Genomic DNA, 22,619 nt, shown 5'->3' with positions numbered 1-22,619 from the left:
AAAGGACTGACCCATGACCACTTTCCAACGCTTCCCCACCCAACCCCCAGCCACCAGCATCGCAGCACTCAAAGCCCGCATCCTGGCCCTGCTACCGGCCATCGGCGAAGGCGCCGCCCAGCGCGAACGTGACCGCCAGCTCCCCCACCAGGCCATCGCCCAACTCGCCGCCGCCGGCCTCTACACCGTGCGCATCCCCACCCAGTACGGCGGCCCCGGTGGCAGCGTTTCGGACGTGATCGAACTGCTGCTGCACGTCGCGTCAGTCGACTCCAACGTCGCCCAGGCCCTGCGCCCCGGTTTCGCCTTCGTCGAAGGCCTGCTGGTATCCAAGGCCGAAGGCGCCGAGCAGGAGCGCGAGCGCTGGTTCGCCCGCTACCTGGACGGCGCGGTGATCGGCAACGCCGGCTGGGAACTGGGCGGCGCCAACGGCGCCATCGCCGCACGCCTGGTGCGCGAGGGCGAGCATTTTCGCGCCAACGGCAGCAAGTTCTACAGCACCGGCGCGCTGTTCGCCGACTACGTCAGCGCCGTGGCCCTGGACGAGCACGAGCAGCCGGTGTCGTTCATCCTGCCGCGCGACCGCGAAGGCCTGGAGCTGGTCGACGACTTCGACGCCATGGGCCAGCGCCTGACCGCCAGCGGCACCACGCACCTGCGCAATGTGCGGGTCGAGGCCGGCGACATTCGCACGCGTACCGTGGAGGAGGGCAAGCGCACCCTCGTCACGCCCTTCCTGCAGCTGTTCCTCGGCACCGTGCTGGCCGGCATCGCCCGCAACGCGCTGAACGACGCCACGCGCTTTGCCCGCGAACACGCCCGGCCGATCAAGCACAGCAGCGCCAGCCGCTCGGTGGACGACCCTTACGTGGAGCTGTCGGTGGGCGATATCGCTGCCCGTGCCTACGGCGCTGAAGCTCTGGTGCTCAAGGCTGCCGCGAGCATCGACAAGGCCTGGGCGGCGAACCTGGACGAGGCCGCCGTGGAGCAGGCCGCCATCGAGGTGGCGCAGGCCCAGTACCTGGTCGCGGAGCTGGCGCTCAAGGCGGCCGAGACGCTGTTCGACGTGGGCGGCGCGTCCACCACCGGGCGCCAGCACAACCTCGACCGCCACTGGCGCAACGCCCGCACCGTGGCCAACCACAACCCGCGCCAGTGGAAGGCGGCGGTGGTCGGCGCCTGGCAGCTCAAGGGCACCCAGCCGCCTGTCTCGGGGCTGTTTTGACCGCCCAGCCGGCGTTGCTCGCCGGCCATCTGCAAAGCCCCAGGGTGCCGGTGATCATCGGCGCTGCGCTGTTCATGGAGCTGCTCGACAGCACGGCGGTGATGACCGCCTTGCCGCAGATGGCCGCCGACTTCGGCGAGCCGGGCCTGCGCATGAACCTGGTGGTGTCGCTGTACATGCTGGCCCTGGCGCTGTGTGTGCCGGTCAGCGGCTGGGCCGCCGAACGCTTTCGCCCGCGCCAGGTGATGCTCCTGGCGATGGGCCTGTTCACCGCTGCCTCGCTGGCCTGCGCGCTGGCCGACACGCTGTGGCAGCTGTGCCTGGGGCGCATGCTGCAGGGCGCGGCCGGGGCGTTGATGACGCCGGTGGGGCAGGTGATCATCCTGCGCTGGTCGAGCCGCGAGCAGTTGCTGCAGGCCATGTCCTGGCTGGCCCTGCCGGCGCTGGTGGGGCCGCTGCTCGGGCCGTTGCTGGGCGGTTTGCTGGTGACGGTGCTGTCGTGGCACTGGATCTTTCTGGTCAACTTGCCGATCTGCCTGGTCGGCTGCTGGCTGATCGTGCGCCATGTGCCGGACTACCCGGCTCGCCCGGTGCCGCCCCTGGACGTGCGCGGGCTGCTGCTCAGCGGCGGGGCGTTGGCCATGCTGGTGTTCGGCCTGGAGTCGCTGGGGCTTGGGCAGCTGCCCAAAGCCTGGGCGCTGGCGCTGGTCGGCGGTGGCATGCTGTGCGCCTTGGGCTACCTGCTGCACGCGCGCCAGCACCCCAACCCTTTGGTCGACTTGTCGTTGCTGCGCCTGCGCAGCTTCGGCGTGGCCCAGGCGGGGGGCGGGCTGTTTCGCCTGGGCTCGGCGGCGCAGCCCTTTCTGATCGTGCTGCTGTTGCAGAACTGCCTGGGCATGAGCCCGCTGGCAGCCGGTTGGCTGGTGGTCAGCGGTGGTGTCGGTGCGTTGCTGATGAAGTTGCTGGCCGTGCCGCTGGTGCGCCGCTATGGCTACCGGCGGGTACTGAGCGCCAATGCCGTGCTCAGTGGCACAGGCATCGCGTTGTGCGCCGCTTTCGATCGGGACACGGCGGTGTGGCTGATGGCGCTGGTGCTGTTCGCGGCGGGGCTGGTGCGCTCGCTGCAGTTTTCCACCCTGGGTGCGGCCAGCTATCAGGATGTGCCGGGCGAGCGCTCGGCGGCGGCCAGTTCGTTGTCGGCGATGTCGGTGCAGTTGACCATGGCCTTGTCGGTCAGCCTGGCTGGCGTGCTGCTGGGTGTATTGGCCGGGCTGGAGGGGCGCAGCGAAACGTCGGTGGCGGACATCGCCACGGTGATGCTGGTGTGCGCTGCGCTGTGCGGGTTGTCGGCGGGGGTGTTCCGGCGGCTGGCGAGCTGATGGCATTTGCGGGGCTGGCGCAAACGGTTCCGACTGATGTCCCGACGCAGGGCGATCTTGAATAGCGGCCTCTATTCAGCCCACACCCTGTGTAAGGAAATGCCCATGACCAACACCATCCCCTTCGTCAGCAAGAGCGCGCGCCTGGCCGATGCCATCGCCGAGCACGTCAAACTGGCCCGCGCCCAGCAGCCTTTGCAGTTGCCGGGCGTTGAGGCACAGATCGTCAGCCGTTACGTCGAACAGATCGAAGGCAGCTACGACACGAAACGGGCCAAGACCGACACCGATCATGCCATCGAGCTGTTGTACATCGCCTACAACACCACGCCTCAGGTTCAAGGGCAGATCCGTAACGCCATCTCCGCGATCATGAGCAAACTGATCGACGCCCAGCAGGCCAGCCAGGTGACCATCACCGATGCGGTCACGGTCGCCGCGGCCATCGACAAGAGGCTACGCAATGACCTGCCGCAATGGCTCGACATCAAGGACAGCGAAGACACCCAGGAAATCAAGGCGTTCATTGCCAAGGACTTGCTTGAGCTGGCCAAGTTCATCGAAACCAAGGCCTTGGACATCAAGGACAAGTTGCTGATCATCGCCAAGGACTACGACGTCATCATTACCGAGACCGAGGCCGTTACCCAGAACAGCGAATCGTTGCTCAGCGAAACGCTCGAGGCCAATGCCAAGCTGGCCGCCGAGATGCGCGCTTCCAAGGCCAGGAGCGAGGCGCTGGAAGCCTTGGTGGACGACATGCGCAAGCAGGTGGAGCAGTTCCAGAAGCTGGCCGATGACTACCAGAACCAGGCCCAGAGTGCAGAGCAGAAGTCCTCCTGGGGGGCTCTGCTGCAGGGGCTGCTCGAAGTCGTCAGCGTGGTGATGCCGATTGTCGCGCTGGTCAGCGGCGTCGGCGCGCCGCTCGTCGCCGCCAGCGTCGCGGGCAGCGTCAGCCAGCGGGTAGCGTCCAGCCAGGAAACCGCCACGGCGATCGGTATGCGCGAGGATCAGAGCCGTTTGCAGGTCGAGCAGAAGGCCCTGCAAGAGACCCTTGAAGGGCAGCGCAAGAATGTGCAGTCGCTCCAGGACGAGCAGGCCCAGGCCACCGGGCAGAGCGAAGAAGAGGCCAGCGGCCTGCAAGCGCGTATCGGCAAGGCACAAGAGGCGCTGAACGAGACCCTGGCGAAAAGCGCCAAGGTCGAGGACTCGATGGCCGAACTGCAAAATGCGCTGGGCCAGTTGGAAAAGCACGCCGGCACGGTCAGCGAGCAGCAGGCCAGCAAGGCCAAGGGTCTGCGCCAATTGCAGCTGGAAATGGTCAGCAAGGCCGAAGCCTATGAAACCAAGCGCAGTGAGCACGGTGCCGAGCTCACCTCGCTCAAGGTGTTGCTGGCGGGCCAGCGCGACGAGCAGGAAACCAACGAACTGGCAATCCGTTCGCTGAACCTGAGCATGGCGGCCTTGAAGCGCACCAAGGAAATCGTCGAGGAGGTCGCGCACTTCTTCCTGTCGTTCTCCTCGTTCATGCAGCGGGTCAGCGACGATGCCAATGCCCAGGTCGAGAGTTACGAACAGGTGGCCCAGAGCGAAACCTTGCGCCGCCACAAGCGCGAGCAGGTGTTTGCCTCCACCGATGCGTTCTTCATCGAGCAGACGGCGCAGTGGCTGGCGGTGGCCAAGGTCTGCGAGGTGTTCGCCCAGACCTTCGCCGACGGTTGGAGCAAGCTCAACGCCTTGAATGGCACCTACATCAGCGGCGAGCAACTGGACGACTACCTGGTAGGCGCCGCGACCAAGCTTGGCGAAATCATGCAAGCGCGCGAAGCCATGAAAGCCCAGCGCCTCATCGACCTGGACAACTACCGCAAGCAGATCGAGTCCACCGCCGAGCAAGCCTGATAGCCGATGCCCGCCGCCCTCGATGGGGGGGCGGTGGGCACCGTGTTTTTCTTCTCCACACTGGAAATGACCAACGATGACCCGTATTCGGCTCAACTATGCAATTGCCGCAGTAGCTTCTGCCTGCTTGTCCGTGGGCAGTACATTCACCCTTGCCCAGCCCGGCACGCCGATGCAAGCGGCTGTCGAGCAATTCGCCAACTACCAGCGGGCACTGCAGGATCAACGTGACGTGCTTGAAAAAGCCATAGCTGCTCGGCATGAAAAGGCTTTGGAATTGGGTTTGGAGAGCCAAGAGAACAGAGAGCGCATCGAAGGCCTTGCCGGCGAGCCTGGCAGCAGCGGTGGCGAGCTGGTAGCAAGCGTGATCGATCAGGCCTGCATCGCAAGGTTTCAGGCGGCATGGAAAGACATGGCGCTCGAACTCGAGCAGCTGCAGCGTCAATCCAAGGAAAACCTTGCCGCGGTGCGGGTGTTGAGCGCAACGCTTGGGCAGGCGCTCGAAGCGGTCGAACCAGCACCTGGTGAATAAGGCCGATACCCCGATGTTCAAGAGCCGAACGGATGAAATTACCAAACGTATTCGCCTGCAGGTCTGTGAGTTGATCGAATGCAAGCCTTTCTGTTTGCCTGAGGCACACGCGGCGTTGGTGCAGAGTTTTGTCGCCAAGATCGAAAATGGATACAACCTTCCGGACTTTCAGGGCGATACCGATCACGCCATCGACCTGCTGTTCATCGCCTACAACGTGACGCCGCAGGATCAGGACGAAATTCGCATACAGATCGTGGCGATCATGGACAAATTGATCACCGCCCAGCAACGCAGTGAGCAGGCCATCAAGAACGCCGTGAAGGTTGCCCAGGGCATTCATGTGCAACTGGGCCAAACGCTGCCGGCCTGGCTGAGCGTGAAGGACAATGGCCAGCCGGAGCGGGTCAGGGCGTTCGTCATCGAGACCATGCTGGCACTGGGCAAGGACATCGCCAGCAAGGCCGCGCAGGTCAGGCAAGACCTGCAGTCGATCGCTGCAGGCTATGACCGGATTCTCGACGAAACCCTGCAGGTGAAGCGCCGCAGCGAAATCGAGCTGGGTGACTTGATCAAGGGCAATCAGGAGTTCGCGCTCGAGCAGCAGAACGGCGAAACCCGTCGCCAGCAGATCAATACCCTGGTCGTCGAGATGAGGGGCGAAGTGCAACGCTACGAGCAACAGGTCATGGAGTCGAAACTGGCCATGGACATCCTGATTGCCCTGGGTGCCCAGTGGGTCTCGACGCTGTTGCCGCACCCGGTGTTCAAGACGGCGGCGAACGCAACGATCATTGCGGCGACCCGGTTCAGCAATGCCTATCAGGCGCAGGCATTGGCCGACGCGCGCGAGCGCGGCAGTGCACCGCAGGAGCAAGCGGACTCGATCCTGCGACAGCACGTCGCCTTGCTCGAAAGCGTGCAAAAGTACGAGCAACTGTGCGCTGTGCATGAAGATGAGTTGAGCAAGATCAAGGCATTGCTGGTCGGCTGCTGCCGCGAGCAGAAAACCGTGGAGCTTGCGATCCGCGCCTTCAACCTCAGCTTGCGGGCGCTGACCCGCAACATTGAAATCGTCGAAGTCATGGAGTTCTTCTTTCGCTCCCTGGCAGACTTCATGCTGACGATCGTGGCGGATGCACAAGCACGCATCGATACCTATACCAACGCCGAGCAAGGCGGGCCCATTGGCAGCAATGGTATCGACCACCTGGTCAGGACCACCGACGGGTTGTTCATCGAACAGGCCGGGCAGTGGCTGGCCGTGGCGCAACTGGGCGAGCTGTTTGCGCAGACCTTCAATGCTGCCTGGCTCAGGCTCAATCAACTCAGTGGCAAGTACGTACTCAGCAGCGAACTCGATGAGCATCTGGACAAGGTCATTACCTACCTGGACACACTCGGGCGCGCGCGCGAACGGCGCAGCAAGGCGCGCCTGGGTGAAGTGCAAAGATGCCTGGAATCCATCCAGGGTTTTCTGGGCAGCAATGGCCCATTTGCATGACTGTTCGGTTGGCGGGTCCCATGACCGGCTACGCTCATCACTTAAGAAATATTCAGCAATATTCTCGGCTGGCACCAGCGGATCCTGTTCACGCTTGGCACAAGGAAAGCCGCGCTGATTGACATCCAGCCCCTTGGGGGGGCCGTAAATCACGGGTTGCCCTGTGCAACTCCAAGCGGAGGCTCAGTATGTTCAGGAAATGCTTGTTGGCGCTGGCTATCGGCGCTGTGCTATCAGCAGCGGTAGTGCTGGTGCCTGACTCCCTCGGTGGTGCTTCCAGCGCGTATGCGAAGGATGGCGGTGGTGGTGGCGGCCACGGCGGTGGTGGTAGCGGTGGTGGCGGTCACAGCGGTGGTAGCGACCATAGCGGCGATGGCGGTGGCCATGCCAGTTCAGGTCGCGGTAAAAGTGGCCGTAATGGGGCTGATGACGGCGCCAATCACGAAGCGAATCACGACGTCGGCGGGGCCCATGGTGTAGGTCATGGCGCGGATGATGGGGTCAATCATGATGTCGGGGATGATCATGGAGGTGATCGGACCTGACATTTGAGGTGCCTGTTCCTGCCTCTTCGCGGGGCAAGCCCGCTCCCACAGGATCTCCACTGAGCTCAAGGACAGCGCAGATCCTGTGGGAGCGGGCTTGCCCCGCGAAGAGGCCGATGCAGACGCTGCAAACCTCAGATCGACAACCGCACCACCCGAGTATCCAGCACCCGCCGCTCGTACAGGCATAGGCAATAGCATGCTGTGGTGGGATTAATTGATGACGACGTTAAAATGCTCTGACTTTTCTTACGTGGAATCCCAGTTCGCTCAAGTAGTTCTCTACCGGAATCAAACGATCAAAAGAGGTTCGGTAGTGCCCTGACTTGTTAGATATTTCTAATTCCATTCCACCCAGGCTCCTTATCATGCCGGCCGAAATGACGCGTGTGTTGTTACCGCGGGTAGCCAACGCCGCATGCGTCATCGCCGCCATTTGATGGTGCCCCGTGGCAACGATCAGTTCCGGTGGGTCAGTAAACACAAATCGGTCGGGCCATTTGATTTTTTTTAGACCTTCAGCACTTTTTCGATTCTCGATGGAAAAAGTGCTCAGCCAGCCGTTGTCCCGCTTTTTGTTAAAGCTCGCGAGCTCGTCGGGGAGCTTGGCCTCCAAGATGTTTTCCAACGTTTTGTACCGGCCAAGGTCAGCCGAATTTACCCGTGTGCCTCCCATATCATGAATTGAAAAAGTGGAAGTCGTTTGCCTGCGTTCGAGTCCGAGTGTGTGTTTTATTCGCGCGATCGAATCTCGCCAGAATTGACCACTGTCATCTTTTCTCGTAATAGGCTGCCCACCACAATAGGCATAGGAATTAACCCCGCCAGTGCCGAAGGGGCTCATGTTGTCTGGGCTGTTGAATCTCATACTTGATGGCGAGTAGAAACGATAATTTCCCAGTAAATAGGCCGCCGTTCGTGCGTTTAAATGCTCACCGTTAAATGCAAGAATGCCACCGGCTCCGCGATGAGCTGCCTGGCTAAATCCATACGGGGTGTAGTTTTTAAATTCGCCTTTGTTGGGCTGTTCTTGCACGATTGTTTTTTGAAAGTCGCAGGCGAGCAGCGTGACGTTAAAGGCCTGACTCCTCGTTATCTGCGCGAGGGGGGTGGTGCTGGTTTGAAACACGGTAATGCCTGACTCTATCGCAGTCACTGTCGTAAGTCGCGACCCCACATAGAAAAACGAATGCGTCTTCTGTCTTTCCTGCTGCAAATAGTGTGGGTCGCGGTGCTGGATCATGGTTAATCTCTAGCAATTTCGGATTAAGCAACACATTTTCAGTTTCGCTTCTTCTTCTCTAATTTCCAAGCTAGTAAAAATGTCAGTATGAATAGCCGTGGGCCTGCAGCATGATGTCGAATGCTGATGTGAATCTGCTCGTAGACCGGCCAGGGCACTGCACCACTTAGATCGACAACCGCACCACCCGAGCATCGAGCACCTGCTCTTCCTGCACCCGCCGCTTGTTCACCACCAACTCGCCAATCGCAATCAGCCGGGTGCGCGTGACGTTGCGCGAGAGCCCGAGCAGCTGCGCGGTATGCACCTGGTTGTAATGGCAGAAGTGATACGCCGAACGCAGCAACGCATTCTCGACCTTCTCGTACAAATCCCCCGGCTGCTCCTCGTACAACCGGCTGAACGCCTGCAACAGCAGGTCGTCCACGCCATTGCTCGTCGGCTCTTCCTCCTGGCGCTCCAGGCGCAGGTTGGACAGGCGCAGATCCTGCGCCTGCACCAAGCCGTCGCCGCAGGTCAGCAGGCTGTGGTGGATCACGTTCTCCAGCTCGCGAATGTTGCCCGGCCAGCTGTACTCGACCAGCTTGGCCTGGGCCTTGGGGCTCAGTTCCACCGGGCCGTAGTTCAGCCGCTCGCTGTAGCTGCGGATGAAGTGCCGGGCCAGCGGCAGGATATCGCCCGGCCGGTCGCGCAGCGGGTGCAGCTGCAGGGTCACCACGTTCAGCCGGTAGTACAGGTCTTCGCGAAAATGCCCGGCATTGATGGCCTTCTCCAGCTGCACGTTGGTCGCCGCCAGCACCCGCACATTGATCGGGATGCTCTTGCGCGAGCCAAGGCGCACCACCTCGCGCTCCTGCAGCACGCGCAGCAGCTTGACCTGGATCGGCAGCGGCAGATCACCGATCTCGTCGAGAAACAGCGTGCCGCCGTTGGCTTCCTCGAACCAGCCGGCCTTGGCCGCCAGGGCGCCGGTGAAGGCGCCTTTTTCATGGCCAAATAGCTCGGCCTCCACCAGCGACTCGGAGAACGCGCCGCAGTTGACCGCCACGAACGGGCCGTTGCGCCGGCCGCTGAGGTTGTGGATGTGGCGTGCGACCAGCTCCTTGCCCGTGCCGGTTTCGCCGATGATCAGGACGCTGGCCTCGCTGGGGGCGACCTGTTGCAGGTGGGCGAGCAGCGCCTGCGATTTAGGGTCTTCGAAGACCTGTGCGGTCGCCCTGATCGAGGTAGCCAGTTGCGGGGACGGGGGGAGGGTCAGCAGTTGCATGGGCGATCCTTAGGAATAGAAGGATGGGGCAGGGCGCTTGCCGCTGAGGGCCCACTCGCCGAGCTCGTGGATGCGGTAGTCCACGGGGTCGTGCAGGGTTTGCGTTCTCAGGTTGCGCCAATGGCGGTCGAAGCGCAGCGAAGCATGGGTGGCGCGCGCGCCGGTGACTTCGAACAGGCGGTTGCAGATGTCCAGGCCGTGGCGCGTGGCCGCGACCTTGGCGGTGCCGATGGCCAGGGCCAGGTCGCCGCGCTCTTCGGCGCTGAGCGCATGTTCCTTGGCCCAGGCCCGGTCCAGTTGCGCGGCGGCCCGTTCGATCAGCAGGCGCATGCTTTCCAGGCCCACCCAGAACTCGCCGTAGTGGCGCAGCACGTAGGGGTCGTCGGCGCTGCTGGTGGCGCCTGAGCGGAACCACGGCCGGCTTTCCTTGAGGGTGTAGTGGCGCGCCTCGTCGAAGGCGCCCTCGGCGATGCCAAGGAACAGGTTGGCGAAATGCAGCTGGGCGATCAGTGGCCGCAGGGCGGCGAATGGCGTGCTCAGTGGGCCGGGGTCGAGCAGCAGCTCGCCCAGCTCGACCCGCACCCGCTCGAAGGTGGCGCTGCCACTGTCGGTCTGGCGTTGGCCGATGTTGTTCCAGTCGTTGTGCAGGGTGATGCCGGTGCGGCCGGTGGGGATCGCGGCAATCAGCAGCTTGCCGCCGGCGCGTTCGTCCACGGCCGAGGCAATCAGCATTTCCGAGTCGCTGGCGCCGGAGCAGAAGCTCTTCTTGCCGGAGAACTCGCACCAGCCATCGAAGTGCTTGACCACCGTGCGGGTGTCCAGCGGGTTGAGTGCGTTGCCCCAGAACCAGTGCTTGCGCGCGGTCTGTTCGAACCACGGCTGCCACTGTTCGGGGCGTGAAAACAGGCGCACGGTGGCCAGCATCAGGTGATGAAAGCCGAACACGTGGGCCAACGAGCTGTCGACGCGGGCGAACTCGCGCACCACCTCGAAGGTTTGCTGCCAGCTGGCGCCCTGGCCGCCGAAGGCCTGGGGGATGGCCAGCGACAGCAGGCCGCTGGCGCGCAGCGCATCGCGCTCGGCCTTGGGCGTGCCGCCGCGCTCGTCACGCTCGACGGCGCTCTGGGCGAACTGCCCGGCCAGTTCGCGGGCAATCACCAGGGCGGGGCGCTGGGCGGGGGTTACCGGTGCATTCATGGCCGCTCCTCAGGCGCTCTTGCGCAGCGCATGGTGGGCGCCGAACAGCGGCACGGCGCGCTCGGCGGCGAGGCGGATGCGGGCGTTCAAGGCGTCACTGGACACCTGATAGTCGGCCAGCTCCGCCTGGCTTGCGTACACGCCGATCGGCAGGGTCAGGGCCTGCAGGAAGCTGAACAGCGGGCGCAGCTGGTGGTCGAGCACCAGCGCATGGCGTTCGCTGCCGCCGGTGGCGGCCAGCAGCACCGGGGTGTCGACCAGGGCGTCCTGGCCGATCAGGTCGAACAGGTGCTTGAAGTGGCCGGGGAAGCTGCCGCGGTAGACCGGTGAGGCGACCACCAGCAGGTCGGCCTTTTCCACCAGGCGCAGCTGTTGCTCCACCTGCTCGGGCAGTTCGCTGCGCCACAGCGCGGCGCCCAGGGGGCGGGCGATGTCGCCCAGCTCGATCAGGTGCGGCTTGATGTTCAGGTGCTGGCCGAGTTCGGCGAGGATGGCCTCGGTCAGGGCCAGGGTACGCGAAGGGCGGGTAGTGCCGCCGGACAGGGCAACGACGTTGAGGGGGGCGCTCATGGCAGGTCTCCGGTTGTTATAAGCGGGACTTTGCTTGAGCAATCGTCGTGCCGGGTTTGAATTTTGTTATGAATCAACAGGTTGCGTGCCATTGGTGGCGGCTACCGGTGTTGCCTTGTGGGCGTTGGTTGTTGATTCGGTGTTGCGCTGCAGACAGTTGGCCGGGTGTTGGCGGCTGTACAGTTGGGAAAGTTATAGAGGAGTTCAGAGTAAATAAAAAAGAATAAGAATTCATATTCTTAGATCATTGAGTTTTTTCTGAAGGCCCTATCGCTGGCAAGCCAGCTCCCACAGGGGCACCCCACCTGTGGGAGCTGGCTTGCCAGCGATAGGGCCCTCGAAGGCAAAAAAAAAGCCCGCTGACCGAGCGGGCTGAAGGCACAACGCTTGCGTGATTCAGTGGCCAAGCCCGTCGCCGATGACGATCCCCTTGGCCTGCATCGCTTCGATCAACCCGGCCCGCACATGGGGCAGGTTGAGCATGCTGGTATGGCGCACCCGCTGCACTTCCTCGCCGCTGTAAGGCTGCCATTGCTCGGGGGTGCTGGCGCCTGCCATGCCGCCCTCGGCCAGCAGCCAGTTGAGCAAATCGGCAATCTGCTGATCGTTGAGCGCCGACTGGGAGATCCCCGGCACCCGCACCAGAAACTCCCGGCCCCCGGGCACGCGCAGGAAGTTGCCGACAAAGCCCTGCATGCGCGGTGTGTCGTTGGCCGCCGAGCCCTCGCCATGGTCGCGGTGGCAACCGGCGCACTGCAGCTGGTAGTTCACTGGCGTCGAGTACCCGGCCTGGGCGATCGGTACCGGGGGCACCTCGTTGCCCGGCGCCGGGCGCTGGTTGGGGTTGGGCAGAGTCCTGGCCTGGGCCAGCGGCGCCAGCAGGCACAGCAGCAGGAGCGCCGTCACACCCTTCATGGCGCTACACCGCCACGCCGCGGATGATGGTGACGGTACAGTTGTAGATCTTCGACTCGGCCCCCAGGCACCAGTTGATGTCGTTGTTGTTGAACGGCCGGTACAGCGGCTGTTCGTCGTCGTTGCGCGAGCAGGCGCACTGGCCGCAGGCGTGTTTGCCGCAGCAGTCGTTGTACGAAATGATGTAGTTCTTGCCATCGGCCGGGTTGCGGCAGGTGCCGATCCAGGTCACCAGCGAGGCGTCGGTGCCCGGTGGGCACGAGGTGATCGAGCCGCCGCAGCACGAGCAGAGGAAGCCGTCGATCGAGCAGTTGCGCCAGTAGTCGCAGCTGGTCGGGTCGCCCGGGTCGCCCATCTTCGGCTCATCGGCGGCCAGTGCCTTGGCGGTACGGTCGATCGGCAGCAGCACCGGCAGCGCGGCGCCGGCCACGATCAGCGAGCCGAGGCGGGCCAGCACCTTGCGCCGCGAGGTGGTGTCGGCGACGTGGCGGCTGGAGCGTTCAAACAGTTTGTCGAGAAAACTCATGGTGTGCTCCGCGATCAGTGCTGCGCGCTGTGGGGGTGGGCGTGGTCATGGCCGTGGTCGTGCTTATGCTCGCCGTGCAGGTAGTGCTGCAGGCTGGCGCTGCCCAGGTGTACGGTTTCGAACAGGCTGTCGAGGTGTTCGCGGGAGTTCACCAGGCCCTTGGCGCGCAAGGTGCCGGCCGGGTCGATGAGCACGGCATAAGGCAGCTTGCCGATCTGGTAGGTCATGCCGATTTGGGGGCCGACCACATAGGTGGCCTGCTGCAGGCCGTTGGCCTCGATCAGCGCCTGCTGCTCGGCGAAATCGCCGTCGCTGACGTAGATCACGTCCAGCTCGCCGCTGTTGTCCCTGGCGATCGACTTCACTGCCGGCAGCAGCGACTTGCACACCGGGCAGCCGGGGGCGAGGAAGAACAGCAGCTGCGAGCGCTCGGTGCGGTAGCCGATGTTCACCGGGCGGCCGTGGCGGTCGGCGGCGGTCACTTGCGGGGCCGGGTCGTTGACGGTGACGCCCTTGTCCACCATCAAGGCGCCTGCCGGGGCGATGCGCCCGTGCAGCACGCCAATCTGGCGCACCAGGGCCATGACCGTGAAGGCCACGGCGATCAGCAGCAGCCAGAGCAGGATGTTCGATGCGATGAGCAGTTGCATGGGGTTATCTCCCAGTCAATTTGGCAAGACGCGGCTGGTTGGCCAACAGGCCATCCACCGCTACATGAATCAGCAGCGCCACGGCACCGGCCGCGATCACCACGAAGATATCCAGCGCGCCCAGGGCGCGGTCGGCCATGGGCCAGGCCGCAAGGCCTGCGAGCAGGGCAATCGCCAGGTTGCGCAGCAGCAGCACCGGGCGCAGCGGTTGCGCGGCGCCGGGGCCGGAGCAGCCGCAGTCGATGTCGCGGCGCCCGCGCCACAGGTTGAGGCCGATGGCGCTGGCGTACAGCGCCATCAGCAGCACCACGCCAAGCGCCGCCAGGCTGCGCGTGGCGGGCAGCAGCAAGGCCAGCGCCAGGGCCAGTTCGGCCAGCGCCAGGCTGGCCGTGGCGCCGGGCACCAGCGCATTGGGCAGCACCTGGTAGGCGCGCAGGATGGCGTTGAAGGCGCGCCAGTCACGCCACTTGTGGCTGGCCGCGCTGGCCAGCAGGGCGGCCAGTGCGGTACTGGCGGCAATCACCAGGACAGGGTCGAGCATGGTCGGTTCTCCTGCTTACCAAGGGGCCAGGGTGAGCACGGGGGTGGCGGCAACCTGGTCCATCGCGCCGCTGTGCTGGTTGCTGGCCAGGTCGAAGAATTGCACGCCGCCTTCCAGGTCGGTGGCCACCAGGATTGGCGCCTTGTCGTGGCTGGCCTGCAGGCTCCACACCGGTTTTGGCGACTCCAGGGTGGCGAGTTTCTTGCCGGTCTTGAGGTCGAACGACCAGATGGTGGTGCTCGGGTCTTCCCATTTGCCGTCGCTGTGCTGGTCGTGCATCAGCGCATACAGGCGGTTCAGGCCCGGGGCCACGGCCAGCGCCTGCCAGCCGCCGGGTGCCCAGCCTTGGCTGCGCTCCTGGTCAGTGACCAGCGACCAGGTCGGCAGCGGCTTGGTCTTGCCGCCTTCGAAGCTCACCGGGTACACCTCGCCACGGGTGGTGGTGAAGTAGTAGGTGTCGCCGCTGGCGATGGCGCGCTCGTTCAGGCGCACCTTGTTCGGGTCGAAGAACGGGGTTTGCGTGCGCGACACTTCCTGGCCCTGGTCGTCCAGGGTCACCAGCAGCAGCTGGCCGTCACCGCACAGCGAGGCGAAGCTGCGCTTGCCCACCGGGTAGTTGAGCACGCAGCCGCTGATGGCCACTTCGCTGGCGACCTTGCGCGCCTGGGTGTCGACCACGGTCACCGAGGTCGACGGGGTGAGGTTGAAGACATAGGCCAGCTTGCTGTCGGCGCTGATGCCCATGGCGTACTTCTCGGTCAGGGTGCTGGCGCGCTTGGCCGGCAGCACCACTTCCCATTGCGGGCGCAGGGTCTGGGTGTCCCAGGCCACCAGCACGTCGGTGCGCTCGCCGTAGGTGCCGCGCGAATAGAACAGGTTGGCCGAGTACAGCGTGCGGTTGTCGGGGCTGAGCGCGGTGGGGGCGACGAAGGCGTTGGTGGTCATGCCCAGCATGCGCTTGGCCTTGGGGTCGACCACCACCACCTTGCCGGCGATGGGGTTCTTGAAGTCCACATCGAGGATGTAGACGCGGTGAGGGTCCGGGGGGAACGGCAGGGTGTTGCTACCGATCTCTTCGGCGGGCAGCTCGGCCCGCACCGCGCTGGTGCTCGCGGCCAGGGCCAAGGCCAGGGCCGCCGAGATGCTGAGCCTGTCGACGCGACGCATTGGCTATCTCCGATGTTGTTATGGGTTATGCAGAAATCGCAGTCTTCGCAGTGTGCCGCCTGCCTCGAGGCGCTGCTTTGGCCAGCGTGACATTCTCTTGTGGCTCCCTGACAAAACGCCGGGCAGGGCTGGCAGGCGGGTGGCCGGGCACCGGAAGATCGGCCTGCACACTTTTTGCGCTGCCAACCCAGGAGTCATGTCATGAGCGATATCCAGCTGTTACCTGCCGTGGTCGAATTCCTCGCCAGGCCCCATGGCCACTTCATCGAGGGCCAGTACCTGGCGGGCGAGGCGGGGCCATCGATCGAGGTGCATGACCCCTCCAGCGCGGCGGTCATCAGCCGGGTCGCCGAGGCCAGCGAAGCCGAAGTGGCGCGCGCCGTGGCCAGCGCCCGGCAGGCTTTCAAGGGCGCCTGGGCCGAGGTGTCGCCGTATCAGAAGGGGGTGGTGCTCAACCGCCTGGCCGACCTGATCGAGGCCCATGGCGAAGAACTGGCGCAGCTCGAAACCCTGTGCTCGGGCAAGTCGATCAACCTCTCGCGCGGGCTGGAAATCGCCCAGAGCGTGGTGTTTCTGCGCTACTTCGCGGGCTGGGCGAGCAAGATCACCGGCCAGACCATGACCCCGTCGATCCCCTCGTTCGCCGGCGAGCGCTACACCGCCTTCACCCTGCGCGAGCCGGTGGGTGTGGTGGCCGGCATCGTGCCGTGGAATTTCTCGGTGATGATCGGCATCTGGAAGATCGCCTCGGCGCTGGTCACCGGCTGCACCATCGTGATCAAGCCCAGCGAGTTCACGCCGCTGACGCTGCTGCGCATCGCCGAGCTTGCGATCGAAGCCGGGGTGCCGGCGGGCGCCCTGAACGTGGTCAACGGCCGCGGCGCCGTGGGCCAGCGGCTGATCGAGCACCCCAACGTGGCCAAGGTCGCCTTCACCGGCTCAGTGCCTACCGGCATTGCCGTGGGCAAGGCGGCGATGGCGGCCAACCTGACCCGCGCCACCCTGGAGCTGGGCGGCAAGAACGCAGCCGCCTTGCTGGCCGATGTGGATGTTGACGCTGCGGTGGCCGGCATCGTGCAGACCGCCTACGTGCACCAGGGCCAGGTGTGCGCATCGCCCGAGCGCTTGTACGTGCACCGCAGCAAGGTCAATGAAGTCACCCGCAAGCTGGGCGCGGCGCTGGGGCAGTTGAAGATCGGCTCGGCGCTGGACCCTGAAGCCCAGTTCGGCCCCCTGGCCAACGCCGCGCACCTGCAGAAGATTCTCGGCTTCTTCGAGCGTGCCCGGGCCAACAACACGGTGGTGTGCGGCGCCAAGGCGCTCGACCGGCCGGGTTATTTCGTCGAGCCGACGGTGGTGCTGGCCAACGACGCCCACGACCCGCTGCTGCATGAGGAAACCTTCGGCCCGATCGTCTGTGTGCTGCCATTCGATGACGAGGCGCAGCTGGTGGCGTTGATGAACGACAGCCCCTACGGCCTCACCGCCAGCCTGTGGACCAACGACCTGTCCAAGGCGCTGCGGCTTATCCCGCAGATCGAGGCCGGCACGGTGTGGGTCAACATGCACACCTTCCTCGACCCGGCGGTGCCGTTCGGCGGCAGCAAGGCCTCCGGGGTGGGGCGCGAGTTCGGCAGCGCGTTCATCGACGACTACACCGAGTTGAAGTCGGTGATGATCCGCTACTGAAGGCCCGCGCGGTCACAGGTTGCTGGCCACCTTGGCGGCGATGTCGGCCGGCAACCAGGGTTTCCACACCTCGGGGTGCTCGCGCATGAACGCTTGCGCGGCCTTTTCCGGTGCCAGGCGTTTTTCGCTCATCTGCGCCAGGGTCTTGTTCAGCAGGCCGATCGGCAAGTCGACCTTCTCGAACACCGCCACCAGCTCCGGGTGATCCTCGCGAAACGCCTTGGACACACCGATCGACAGCTTCGCCGGCAACGACTGGCTGCCTTGTGGGTGGGGGTTGTTGGGGTCGAGCAGGGTGGCCCAGTTGTCGGCATTGAACGGCGGCTCCTGCAGCCGCACCAGGTCGTGGCGGCCGATCAGCGGGGTGGGGCTCCAGTAGTAAAACAGCACGGGTTTGCCGCGGCGGATGGACGAATCGACTTCGGCGTCCAGCGCCGCGCCGGTGCCGCTGCGAAAGTTGTTGTACAGGCCATCGAGCCCGTAGGCCTTGAGTTTCTGGGTGTTGACGATTTCCGAGGTCCAGCCGCTGGGGCTGTTGAGGAAGCGGCCCTTGCCGGGGGCTTCGGGGTCGGCGAACACCTCGGGGTAGCGCTTGAGGTCTTCGACGCTGCGCAGCTGGGGGGCGGCCGGCGCGATGCCGCGCGCCGCATCGCCCTTGATCACGTAGGCCGGTACCCACCAGCCTTCTTCGGCGTTCTTCACCGTGTCGCCCAGGGCGAACACCTGGCCGGCCGCTTCGGCCTTGACCCAGGCGGGGCTGCGCCCGGCCCATTCTTCGGCGACCACCTGCAGGTCATTGCGTGCCAGCGCCACTTCCATGCTCACGGTGCTGCCGGGCAGGGTGTCGGTGGGGTAGCCGTAACCACGCTCGACGATCAGGCGCAGTATCTCGGTGGTCAGCGCGCCGCTTTCCCAGTTGATGGCGCCAAAGTGGATCGGCGCGCGCTGCTCGGCCGAGGCGGCGCTGTCGGTGCTGGCCAGGCCCACGGTGAGCAGCAGGCCGGCCAGCAGCGTTGGAATTTTCTTCATCTGCACCTCACGGGTTGTCATACCAGGTGCGGGCAAGTGTAGACGAAGGCTCGAGGCCGCCTGCCGGGGGGCAGCAGCGGCCTCTGCGCTAGGGCGTTAGACGCGGAACTGGTCCATCAGCGCCTGTTGCTGGTTGGCCAGGCTGTTCAGCGATTGGCTGACCCGCGCCGATTCATTGGCCTGGCCCGACAGCGATTCGGTGACATCGCGGATGGTCGCCACGTTGCTGTTGATTTCCTCGGCCACCGCGCTCTGCTCCTCGGCGGCCGAGGCGATCTGCAGGTTCATGTCGGTGATCACGCTGACCGCCTGGCCGATGCGCTGCAGCGCCGTGACCGCCTGGCCAACCTGCTGCACGCCGCCCTGGGCCTGGCGGTGGCTGTTGTCCATGGCGCCGACCACTTCCCGGGTGCCGGCCTGCAGGGCCTCGATCACCTGGCGGGTTTCTTCCACCGACTCCTGGGTACGTTGCGCCAGGTTGCGCACTTCATCGGCGACCACGGCAAAGCCACGGCCGGCTTCACCGGCGCGGGCCGCTTCGATGGCGGCGTTGAGGGCCAGCAGGTTGGTCTGCTCGGCGATCGAGCGGATCACCTCCAGCACCGAGCCGATCTTCTCGCTGTTGTGCGCCAGGCCCTCGACTTCGGCCATGGCCTGGCTCATGTCGGCGGCCAGGGCGTCGATGCGCTGGGTGGTGTGGTCGATCACCGTCAGGCCTTCGCGGGTGGCCTGGTCGGCCTCGCGGGCCGCCTGCGCGGCCTGGGCGGCGCTGCGGGCGACGTCCTGGGCGGTGGCGCTCATTTCGTGGGAGGCGGTGGCCACCTGGTCGACCTGGCGGTACTGCTGCTCCATGCCGGCGCTGGTTTCGCTGGCGATCGCCGAGCTCTGGTCGGCGGTGCCGCGGGCCGCCTGCACCGAGCGTTTGACCTCGGCGATGGTCGGCTGCAGCTTGTCCAGGAAACGGTTGAACCAGCCGGCCAGCTCGCCCAGCTCGTCGCGCTTGTCGTAGGTCAGGCGGCGGGTCAGGTCGCCTTCGCCGCTGGCGATGTCCTTGAGCATGCTGGCCACGCCGAGGATCGGCCGCGTCACGCCGCGCGCCATCAGCCACACCAGCAGCAGGCCGGCGATCGCGGCCGCCAGGCCCAGGCCCAGCTCCAGCAGGGTGCCGCTGGTGTTCAGCGCGTCCAGCTCCTTTTTCAGGGTTTCGGCAGGGCCGGTCAGGGCGCTTTCCGGCACATCCAGCAGCACGCCCCAGGGTTGCGCATCCGGGATCGGCTGGAAGGCGGCCAGCACCTTCAGGCGCTGCTGGTCATGGTGGATGGTGAGCTTGCCGTCGGCCAAAGCGCGCACCAGGTCTGCGCCCTTGCGCGGATCGACCTGGTCGAAGCGCTGGGCCAGCTTGCTGGCGTCGGCGCTGTAGCCGGCCAGCAGGCCCACCGGGCTGAGGATGCCGACCGTGGTCTGGCCCTGGTAGAGGCTGCGGCTGGCGTCCTGGCTCAGGGCCTGCAGGCTGTTGAGGTTGATGTCGATGGACAGGGTGGCGATGACCTTGCCGTCGACCGCCAGCGGGAAGACGATGCTGGTCATCAGCACGCGCTGGCCGTCGATGTCATAGAAGTAGGGCTCCACCACGCAGACCTTGCCGCTGCTGCGCGGGCACACCCACCAGGTGTTGGCCGGCTGGCCGCTGGGGCCGATCTCGGTGTTGGCCATGTCGTGTTCGGGCAGTGCCATGGCGGTGAGCTGGCCGGCGCGCGGTTGCGACCAGTACAGGGCGAAGCGGCCGGTTTCGTTGCTGCCAAGCTCGGGCTTGCCGGCGAATAGGCTGTCCTTGCTGTCCAGGGCATTGGGTTCGAACACCAGCGACAGGCCGAGCAGGTCGGGGTTGGCCTGTAGCGCGGCGCGCACCTGGCGGGTCATGTCCTCGCGCAGGTCGAAGGCGTCGAGGAAGCGTTTGTCGGCCTGCTCGCGCAGGAACAGCACCTGGCGGGCGAAGCCTGCGCCGTACTGGTAGGCGTCCATGAACTGGCGACGGATGTTCAGGGCCTGCACTTCACCTTGCGACTCGATGCGCGCCTGCGCCGCTTCGCCAAGCATCTGCATGCTGCTGGCCTTGACCAGGTCCGAGCTGTGGTCCATGCGGTAGAGGGAAAGGCCGACCAGCAGGGTGACGATGCTGGCCAGGCACAGGCCGGCGAGCAGGGTGATCTTCCACTGGATGGAAAGTTGTCGCAAAGGCATTGGGGGTCCCTTTTATGCGGTAAGGGTTGGCTTTGGATCTTGGGCAGCGCTGGGGGCACCTGGACAGCCTATCGGCGCCGTGCATTTTTTCTTTATTCAAACATTCAATTTAAATTGGCCGCGCCGGTGTAATGCGCCGTAGCATGGCGCTTTTGACATCCGCCCCCCACTGCTTCAGAGTGCGCGGTTTTTGTCTGCAGCCATGAGGTAAACCAAACGATGAATGCTGTGATTGCCGCTGTCGGCATCATGCTGATACTCAGCCTGTCCCGGGTGCACGTGGTGATCGCCCTGATCATCGGTGCGCTGGTCGGCGGCCTGGTGGGCGGGCTGGGGATCGAGGGCACGCTCAAGGCCTTCAATGGCGGGCTGGGCGGGGGCGCCACGGTGGCGTTGTCGTATGCCTTGCTCGGCGCCTTTGCCGTGGCCATCGCCAAGTCGGGCCTGGCCCATGCCCTGGCCGACCGCGCCCTGAGCATGATCGACCGCCAGGGCCATGCCAACGGCGGCCAGGTCAAGTGGCTGCTGATCGGCCTGATGCTGGTGGTGGCGGTGTGCTCGCAGAACATCCTGCCCATCCACATCGCCTTCATCCCGCTGCTGGTGCCGCCGCTGCTGTACGTGCTGACCCGCCTGCGCATCGACCGCCGGCTGATCGCCTGCGTCATCACCTTTGGCCTGATCACGCCGTACATGTTCCTGCCGGTGGGCTTTGGCAACATCTTCCTCAACCAGATCCTGCTGGCCAACGTCGCCCGCGCCGGGGTCGATGTGAGCGGGGTCAACGTCACCCATGCCATGGCCATCCCGGCGGCGGGCATGCTGGCCGGCCTGTTGATCGCGGTGTTCATCAGCTACCGCAAGAAGCGCGACTACGATCTGGCGCGCATCGAGCAGGTGGAGCAGGTGAGCGTGCAGTACAACCCGCTGACCCTGCTGGTGGCGGGGCTGGCGATTGCCTCGGCGTTTGTCGTGCAGCTGTGGCTGGACTCGATGATCATCGGCGCCATGGTCGGTTTTCTGATCTTCTCGCTGTCGGGCATCGTGCGCTGGAAAGACACCGACGACCTGTTCACCGAGGGCATGAAGATGATGGCCATGATCGGCTTCATCATGATCGCCGCCTCGGGTTTCGCCGACGTGATGAAGGCCAACGGCGAGGTCAAGAGCCTGGTCGAGGCGTCGGCGCAGTGGATCAACCACAGCAAGGGCATTGGCGCCTTGCTGATGCTGCTGGTGGGGCTGCTGGTGACCATGGGCATCGGTTCGTCGTTCTCGACGGTGCCGATCCTGGCGGCGATCTTCGTGCCGTTGTGCGTGCAGCTGGGCTTCGACCCGCTGGCCACCGTGTGCATCGTCGGCACTGCCGGTGCCCTGGGCGATGCGGGCTCGCCGGCATCGGACTCCACCCTGGGGCCGACCTCGGGGCTGAACGTGGACGGCCAGCATCACCATATCTGGGACACCGTGGTGCCAACCTTCCTGCACTACAACCTGCCACTGCTGGCCTTCGGCTGGCTGGCGGCGATGACCCTGTAAGGGCTCAGCCCTTGCGTGGCGGGGGCGAGATGCGGTTGAGGACGGTGCTGCCGTCCTTGCTGCGGGTCAGGTAGACCGGCAGCACCTTGGGCAGGTTGTCCACCAGGCGCCCGACTTCGCGGGTGCTGTAGATGCCGCTGATGCGAATGTGCCCGGTGCTCTCGTCGGCCAGCAGCAGCGGCGCCTCGAGGTAGCGGTTGATGATCGGCAGGGCCTGCTCCAGGCTCAGGTTGTCGAGCACCAGCTGGCCGCTGCGCCAGGCCAGGCTGTGGCCGTAGTCGTCGCTCTGGGCCAGTTGCGGCTCGAAATCGCCGGTGCGGTAGCTGGCCTGCATGCCAGGGCCCAGGCGGTAGCCGCCGGTGCTGCCATTGCTGCTGACCAGCACCGAGCCTTGCACCAGGGTGACCTTGACCTGGTCCTGGTACTTCCACACGTTGAACTGGGTGCCGGTCACGCGCGTCTGGCCGTGGCCTGCGTGCACGATGAAGGGGTGTGCGCTGTCATGTCGCACCTTGAAGAACGCCTCGCCGCGCTTGAGCGTGACCTGGCGGCGGTCCTTGTAGTTGAGGAAGGTCAGCTCGCTGTTGAGGTTGAGCTCGACCGTGCTGCCGTCGCTCAGCTCCACGGCCTGGGTGCTGTCACTGGCGCTGAAGTGCTGGTAGCGGTTGGGTACCCAGCCCTGTTCCCAGCCCACCCAGGCGGCCAGCGGCAACGCCAGCAGGGCAAGCGCCGCGGCCGATGCCAGCGGGCGCCAGTTGCGGCGCCGGGCAGCCGGCGGCGCTGGCGGGTTGAAGTCGATCACCGTGGCGCTGCGCGGCAGCAGGTCGGCGGTGTCCCAGATTTCCAGCATCGCCTGGTATTCCTCGGCGTGGCGCGGGTCGGCCGCCAGCCAGCGGGCGAAGGCCTCGCGCTCGCCCGGCGTGCAATCGTCGGCGTGCAGGCGCATGCACCAGTGCGC

At 65.1% G+C, this 22,619-nt stretch carries 20 protein-coding genes and 1 pseudogene; 7 read left to right on the top strand and 14 right to left on the bottom strand.

Annotated elements, in window-relative coordinates; translation table 11 throughout:
* Positions 1-13 precede the first annotated feature (13 nt).
* The 5 genes from B3E94_RS21095 to B3E94_RS21075 all read left to right on the top strand — a co-directional run bounded on the left by B3E94_RS21095 (position 14) and on the right by B3E94_RS21075 (position 6,542).
* Positions 14-1,225, top strand: coding sequence for an acyl-CoA dehydrogenase family protein (locus B3E94_RS21095; RefSeq protein WP_286915044.1), 1,212 nt, complete (start codon positions 14-16; stop codon positions 1,223-1,225).
* Complete coding sequence (locus tag B3E94_RS21090; protein ID WP_286915043.1) at positions 1,222-2,604, top strand: MFS transporter; 1,383 nt, start codon at positions 1,222-1,224, stop codon at positions 2,602-2,604. Before B3E94_RS21095 ends, B3E94_RS21090 begins: the two co-directional genes overlap by 4 nt.
* Positions 2,605-2,709: 105 nt before the next feature.
* Positions 2,710-4,506 carry a hypothetical protein gene (locus tag B3E94_RS21085; protein WP_286915042.1) on the top strand — a complete coding sequence of 599 codons (1,797 nt, stop codon included), beginning with the start codon at positions 2,710-2,712 and terminating at the stop codon, positions 4,504-4,506.
* Positions 4,507-4,582: 76 nt separating this feature from the next.
* Positions 4,583-5,038, top strand: coding sequence for a hypothetical protein (locus tag B3E94_RS21080; protein ID WP_286915041.1), 456 nt, complete (start codon positions 4,583-4,585; stop codon positions 5,036-5,038).
* A gap of 118 nt (positions 5,039-5,156) precedes the next feature.
* Entirely contained in the window at positions 5,157-6,542 is a 1,386-nt protein-coding gene (locus B3E94_RS21075) for a hypothetical protein (RefSeq protein WP_286915040.1), read from the top strand.
* Positions 6,543-6,934: 392 nt separating this feature from the next.
* Here B3E94_RS21075 and B3E94_RS21070 read toward each other — a convergent pair whose 3' ends face one another.
* The 10 genes from B3E94_RS21070 to B3E94_RS21025 all read right to left on the bottom strand — a co-directional run bounded on the left by B3E94_RS21070 (position 6,935) and on the right by B3E94_RS21025 (position 15,163).
* Positions 6,935-7,069, bottom strand: coding sequence for a hypothetical protein (locus B3E94_RS21070; protein WP_286915076.1), 135 nt, complete (start codon positions 7,067-7,069; stop codon positions 6,935-6,937).
* A 247-nt stretch (positions 7,070-7,316) separates the two neighbouring features.
* Positions 7,317-8,330 carry an RHS repeat-associated core domain-containing protein gene (locus B3E94_RS21065; RefSeq protein ID WP_286915038.1) on the bottom strand — a complete coding sequence of 338 codons (1,014 nt, stop codon included), beginning with the start codon at positions 8,328-8,330 and terminating at the stop codon, positions 7,317-7,319.
* Between the two features lie 166 nt (positions 8,331-8,496).
* A complete protein-coding gene (gene sfnR, locus B3E94_RS21060; RefSeq protein WP_236238272.1) occupies positions 8,497-9,597 on the bottom strand; it encodes a sigma54-dependent transcriptional activator SfnR in 1,101 nt (366 codons plus the stop codon).
* Between the two features lie 9 nt (positions 9,598-9,606).
* Positions 9,607-10,794 (bottom strand): acyl-CoA dehydrogenase family protein, encoded by a 1,188-nt coding sequence (locus B3E94_RS21055; RefSeq protein WP_236238271.1) that lies wholly within the window; start codon positions 10,792-10,794, stop codon positions 9,607-9,609.
* A gap of 9 nt (positions 10,795-10,803) precedes the next feature.
* The gene (msuE, locus tag B3E94_RS21050; RefSeq protein ID WP_176516911.1) at positions 10,804-11,364 is read right to left on the bottom strand and encodes an FMN reductase; all 561 of its coding nucleotides are present in this window, start codon (positions 11,362-11,364) and stop codon (positions 10,804-10,806) included.
* Positions 11,365-11,760: 396 nt separating this feature from the next.
* Positions 11,761-12,279, bottom strand: a complete 519-nt coding sequence (locus tag B3E94_RS21045) for a cytochrome C (protein ID WP_286915036.1) — start codon at positions 12,277-12,279, stop codon at positions 11,761-11,763.
* Between the two features lie 4 nt (positions 12,280-12,283).
* Positions 12,284-12,805 carry a methylamine dehydrogenase light chain gene (locus tag B3E94_RS21040; protein WP_016392015.1) on the bottom strand — a complete coding sequence of 174 codons (522 nt, stop codon included), beginning with the start codon at positions 12,803-12,805 and terminating at the stop codon, positions 12,284-12,286.
* Between the two features lie 14 nt (positions 12,806-12,819).
* The gene (gene mauD / locus B3E94_RS21035) at positions 12,820-13,455 is read right to left on the bottom strand and encodes a methylamine dehydrogenase accessory protein MauD (RefSeq protein ID WP_286915033.1); all 636 of its coding nucleotides are present in this window, start codon (positions 13,453-13,455) and stop codon (positions 12,820-12,822) included.
* Between the two features lie 4 nt (positions 13,456-13,459).
* Positions 13,460-13,996: a MauE/DoxX family redox-associated membrane protein gene (locus tag B3E94_RS21030; RefSeq protein WP_286915031.1), complete on the bottom strand. Its 537-nt coding sequence runs from the start codon at positions 13,994-13,996 to the stop codon at positions 13,460-13,462.
* A gap of 15 nt (positions 13,997-14,011) precedes the next feature.
* The gene (locus tag B3E94_RS21025; RefSeq protein ID WP_176516919.1) at positions 14,012-15,163 is read right to left on the bottom strand and encodes an amine dehydrogenase large subunit; all 1,152 of its coding nucleotides are present in this window, start codon (positions 15,161-15,163) and stop codon (positions 14,012-14,014) included.
* A gap of 201 nt (positions 15,164-15,364) precedes the next feature.
* Here B3E94_RS21025 and B3E94_RS21020 point away from each other — a divergent pair, with 201 nt between their 5' ends.
* Positions 15,365-16,852: an aldehyde dehydrogenase family protein gene (locus B3E94_RS21020; protein WP_286915029.1), complete on the top strand. Its 1,488-nt coding sequence runs from the start codon at positions 15,365-15,367 to the stop codon at positions 16,850-16,852.
* A 12-nt stretch (positions 16,853-16,864) separates the two neighbouring features.
* On the opposite strand, the gene B3E94_RS21015 is transcribed toward B3E94_RS21020, so the two are convergent.
* From B3E94_RS21015 to B3E94_RS25645, 3 genes and pseudogenes are all read right to left on the bottom strand, one after another.
* Positions 16,865-17,881 carry an ABC transporter substrate-binding protein gene (locus B3E94_RS21015; protein WP_286915027.1) on the bottom strand — a complete coding sequence of 339 codons (1,017 nt, stop codon included), beginning with the start codon at positions 17,879-17,881 and terminating at the stop codon, positions 16,865-16,867.
* A 96-nt stretch (positions 17,882-17,977) separates the two neighbouring features.
* Positions 17,978-18,733, bottom strand: coding sequence for a methyl-accepting chemotaxis protein (locus B3E94_RS25650; protein ID WP_409521158.1), 756 nt, complete (start codon positions 18,731-18,733; stop codon positions 17,978-17,980).
* 102 nt (positions 18,734-18,835) lie between these two features.
* A pseudogene (locus B3E94_RS25645) lies at positions 18,836-19,801 on the bottom strand (HAMP domain-containing protein); the annotation flags it as partial.
* A gap of 540 nt (positions 19,802-20,341) precedes the next feature.
* Here B3E94_RS25645 and B3E94_RS21005 point away from each other — a divergent pair.
* Complete coding sequence (locus B3E94_RS21005) at positions 20,342-21,661, top strand: Na+/H+ antiporter family protein (protein ID WP_286915023.1); 1,320 nt, start codon at positions 20,342-20,344, stop codon at positions 21,659-21,661.
* Positions 21,662-21,665: 4 nt separating this feature from the next.
* Here the strand turns inward: B3E94_RS21005 and B3E94_RS21000 are convergent.
* Positions 21,666-22,619 (bottom strand): FecR family protein (locus B3E94_RS21000; RefSeq protein WP_286915021.1); only part of this gene is annotated, 954 nt, incomplete at its 5' end.

Origin of the sequence: Pseudomonas sp. UBA6315 (assembly GCF_002438125.1) — a bacterium.
Lineage (GTDB): Bacteria > Pseudomonadota > Gammaproteobacteria > Pseudomonadales > Pseudomonadaceae > Aquipseudomonas > Aquipseudomonas faucium.
Note: the sequence above shows the minus strand (reverse complement) of the source record. Positions and strands in the feature narration are given on the sequence as shown.

What these genes read in the sequence shown, in the direction of transcription:
- B3E94_RS21095 (WP_286915044.1), top strand. Translation starts at nt 14, where the DNA reads ATGACCACTTTCCAACGCTTCCCCACCCAACCCCCAGCCACCAGCATC.
- B3E94_RS21085 (WP_286915042.1), top strand. Translation starts at nt 2,710, where the DNA reads ATGACCAACACCATCCCCTTCGTCAGCAAGAGCGCGCGCCTGGCCGAT.
- B3E94_RS21080 (WP_286915041.1), top strand. Translation starts at nt 4,583, where the DNA reads ATGACCCGTATTCGGCTCAACTATGCAATTGCCGCAGTAGCTTCTGCC.
- B3E94_RS21070 (WP_286915076.1), bottom strand. Translation starts at nt 7,069, where the DNA reads ATGATCATCCCCGACATCATGATTGACCCCATCATCCGCGCCATGACC.
- B3E94_RS21065 (WP_286915038.1), bottom strand. Translation starts at nt 8,330, where the DNA reads ATGATCCAGCACCGCGACCCACACTATTTGCAGCAGGAAAGACAGAAG.
- sfnR (WP_236238272.1), bottom strand. Translation starts at nt 9,597, where the DNA reads ATGCAACTGCTGACCCTCCCCCCGTCCCCGCAACTGGCTACCTCGATC.
- B3E94_RS21055 (WP_236238271.1), bottom strand. Translation starts at nt 10,794, where the DNA reads ATGAATGCACCGGTAACCCCCGCCCAGCGCCCCGCCCTGGTGATTGCC.
- msuE (WP_176516911.1), bottom strand. Translation starts at nt 11,364, where the DNA reads ATGAGCGCCCCCCTCAACGTCGTTGCCCTGTCCGGCGGCACTACCCGC.
- B3E94_RS21045 (WP_286915036.1), bottom strand. Translation starts at nt 12,279, where the DNA reads ATGAAGGGTGTGACGGCGCTCCTGCTGCTGTGCCTGCTGGCGCCGCTG.
- B3E94_RS21040 (WP_016392015.1), bottom strand. Translation starts at nt 12,805, where the DNA reads ATGAGTTTTCTCGACAAACTGTTTGAACGCTCCAGCCGCCACGTCGCC.
- mauD (WP_286915033.1), bottom strand. Translation starts at nt 13,455, where the DNA reads ATGCAACTGCTCATCGCATCGAACATCCTGCTCTGGCTGCTGCTGATC.
- B3E94_RS21030 (WP_286915031.1), bottom strand. Translation starts at nt 13,996, where the DNA reads ATGCTCGACCCTGTCCTGGTGATTGCCGCCAGTACCGCACTGGCCGCC.
- B3E94_RS21025 (WP_176516919.1), bottom strand. Translation starts at nt 15,163, where the DNA reads ATGCGTCGCGTCGACAGGCTCAGCATCTCGGCGGCCCTGGCCTTGGCC.
- B3E94_RS21020 (WP_286915029.1), top strand. Translation starts at nt 15,365, where the DNA reads ATGAGCGATATCCAGCTGTTACCTGCCGTGGTCGAATTCCTCGCCAGG.
- B3E94_RS21015 (WP_286915027.1), bottom strand. Translation starts at nt 17,881, where the DNA reads ATGAAGAAAATTCCAACGCTGCTGGCCGGCCTGCTGCTCACCGTGGGC.
- B3E94_RS25650 (WP_409521158.1), bottom strand. Translation starts at nt 18,733, where the DNA reads ATGGAGCAGCAGTACCGCCAGGTCGACCAGGTGGCCACCGCCTCCCAC.
- B3E94_RS21005 (WP_286915023.1), top strand. Translation starts at nt 20,342, where the DNA reads ATGAATGCTGTGATTGCCGCTGTCGGCATCATGCTGATACTCAGCCTG.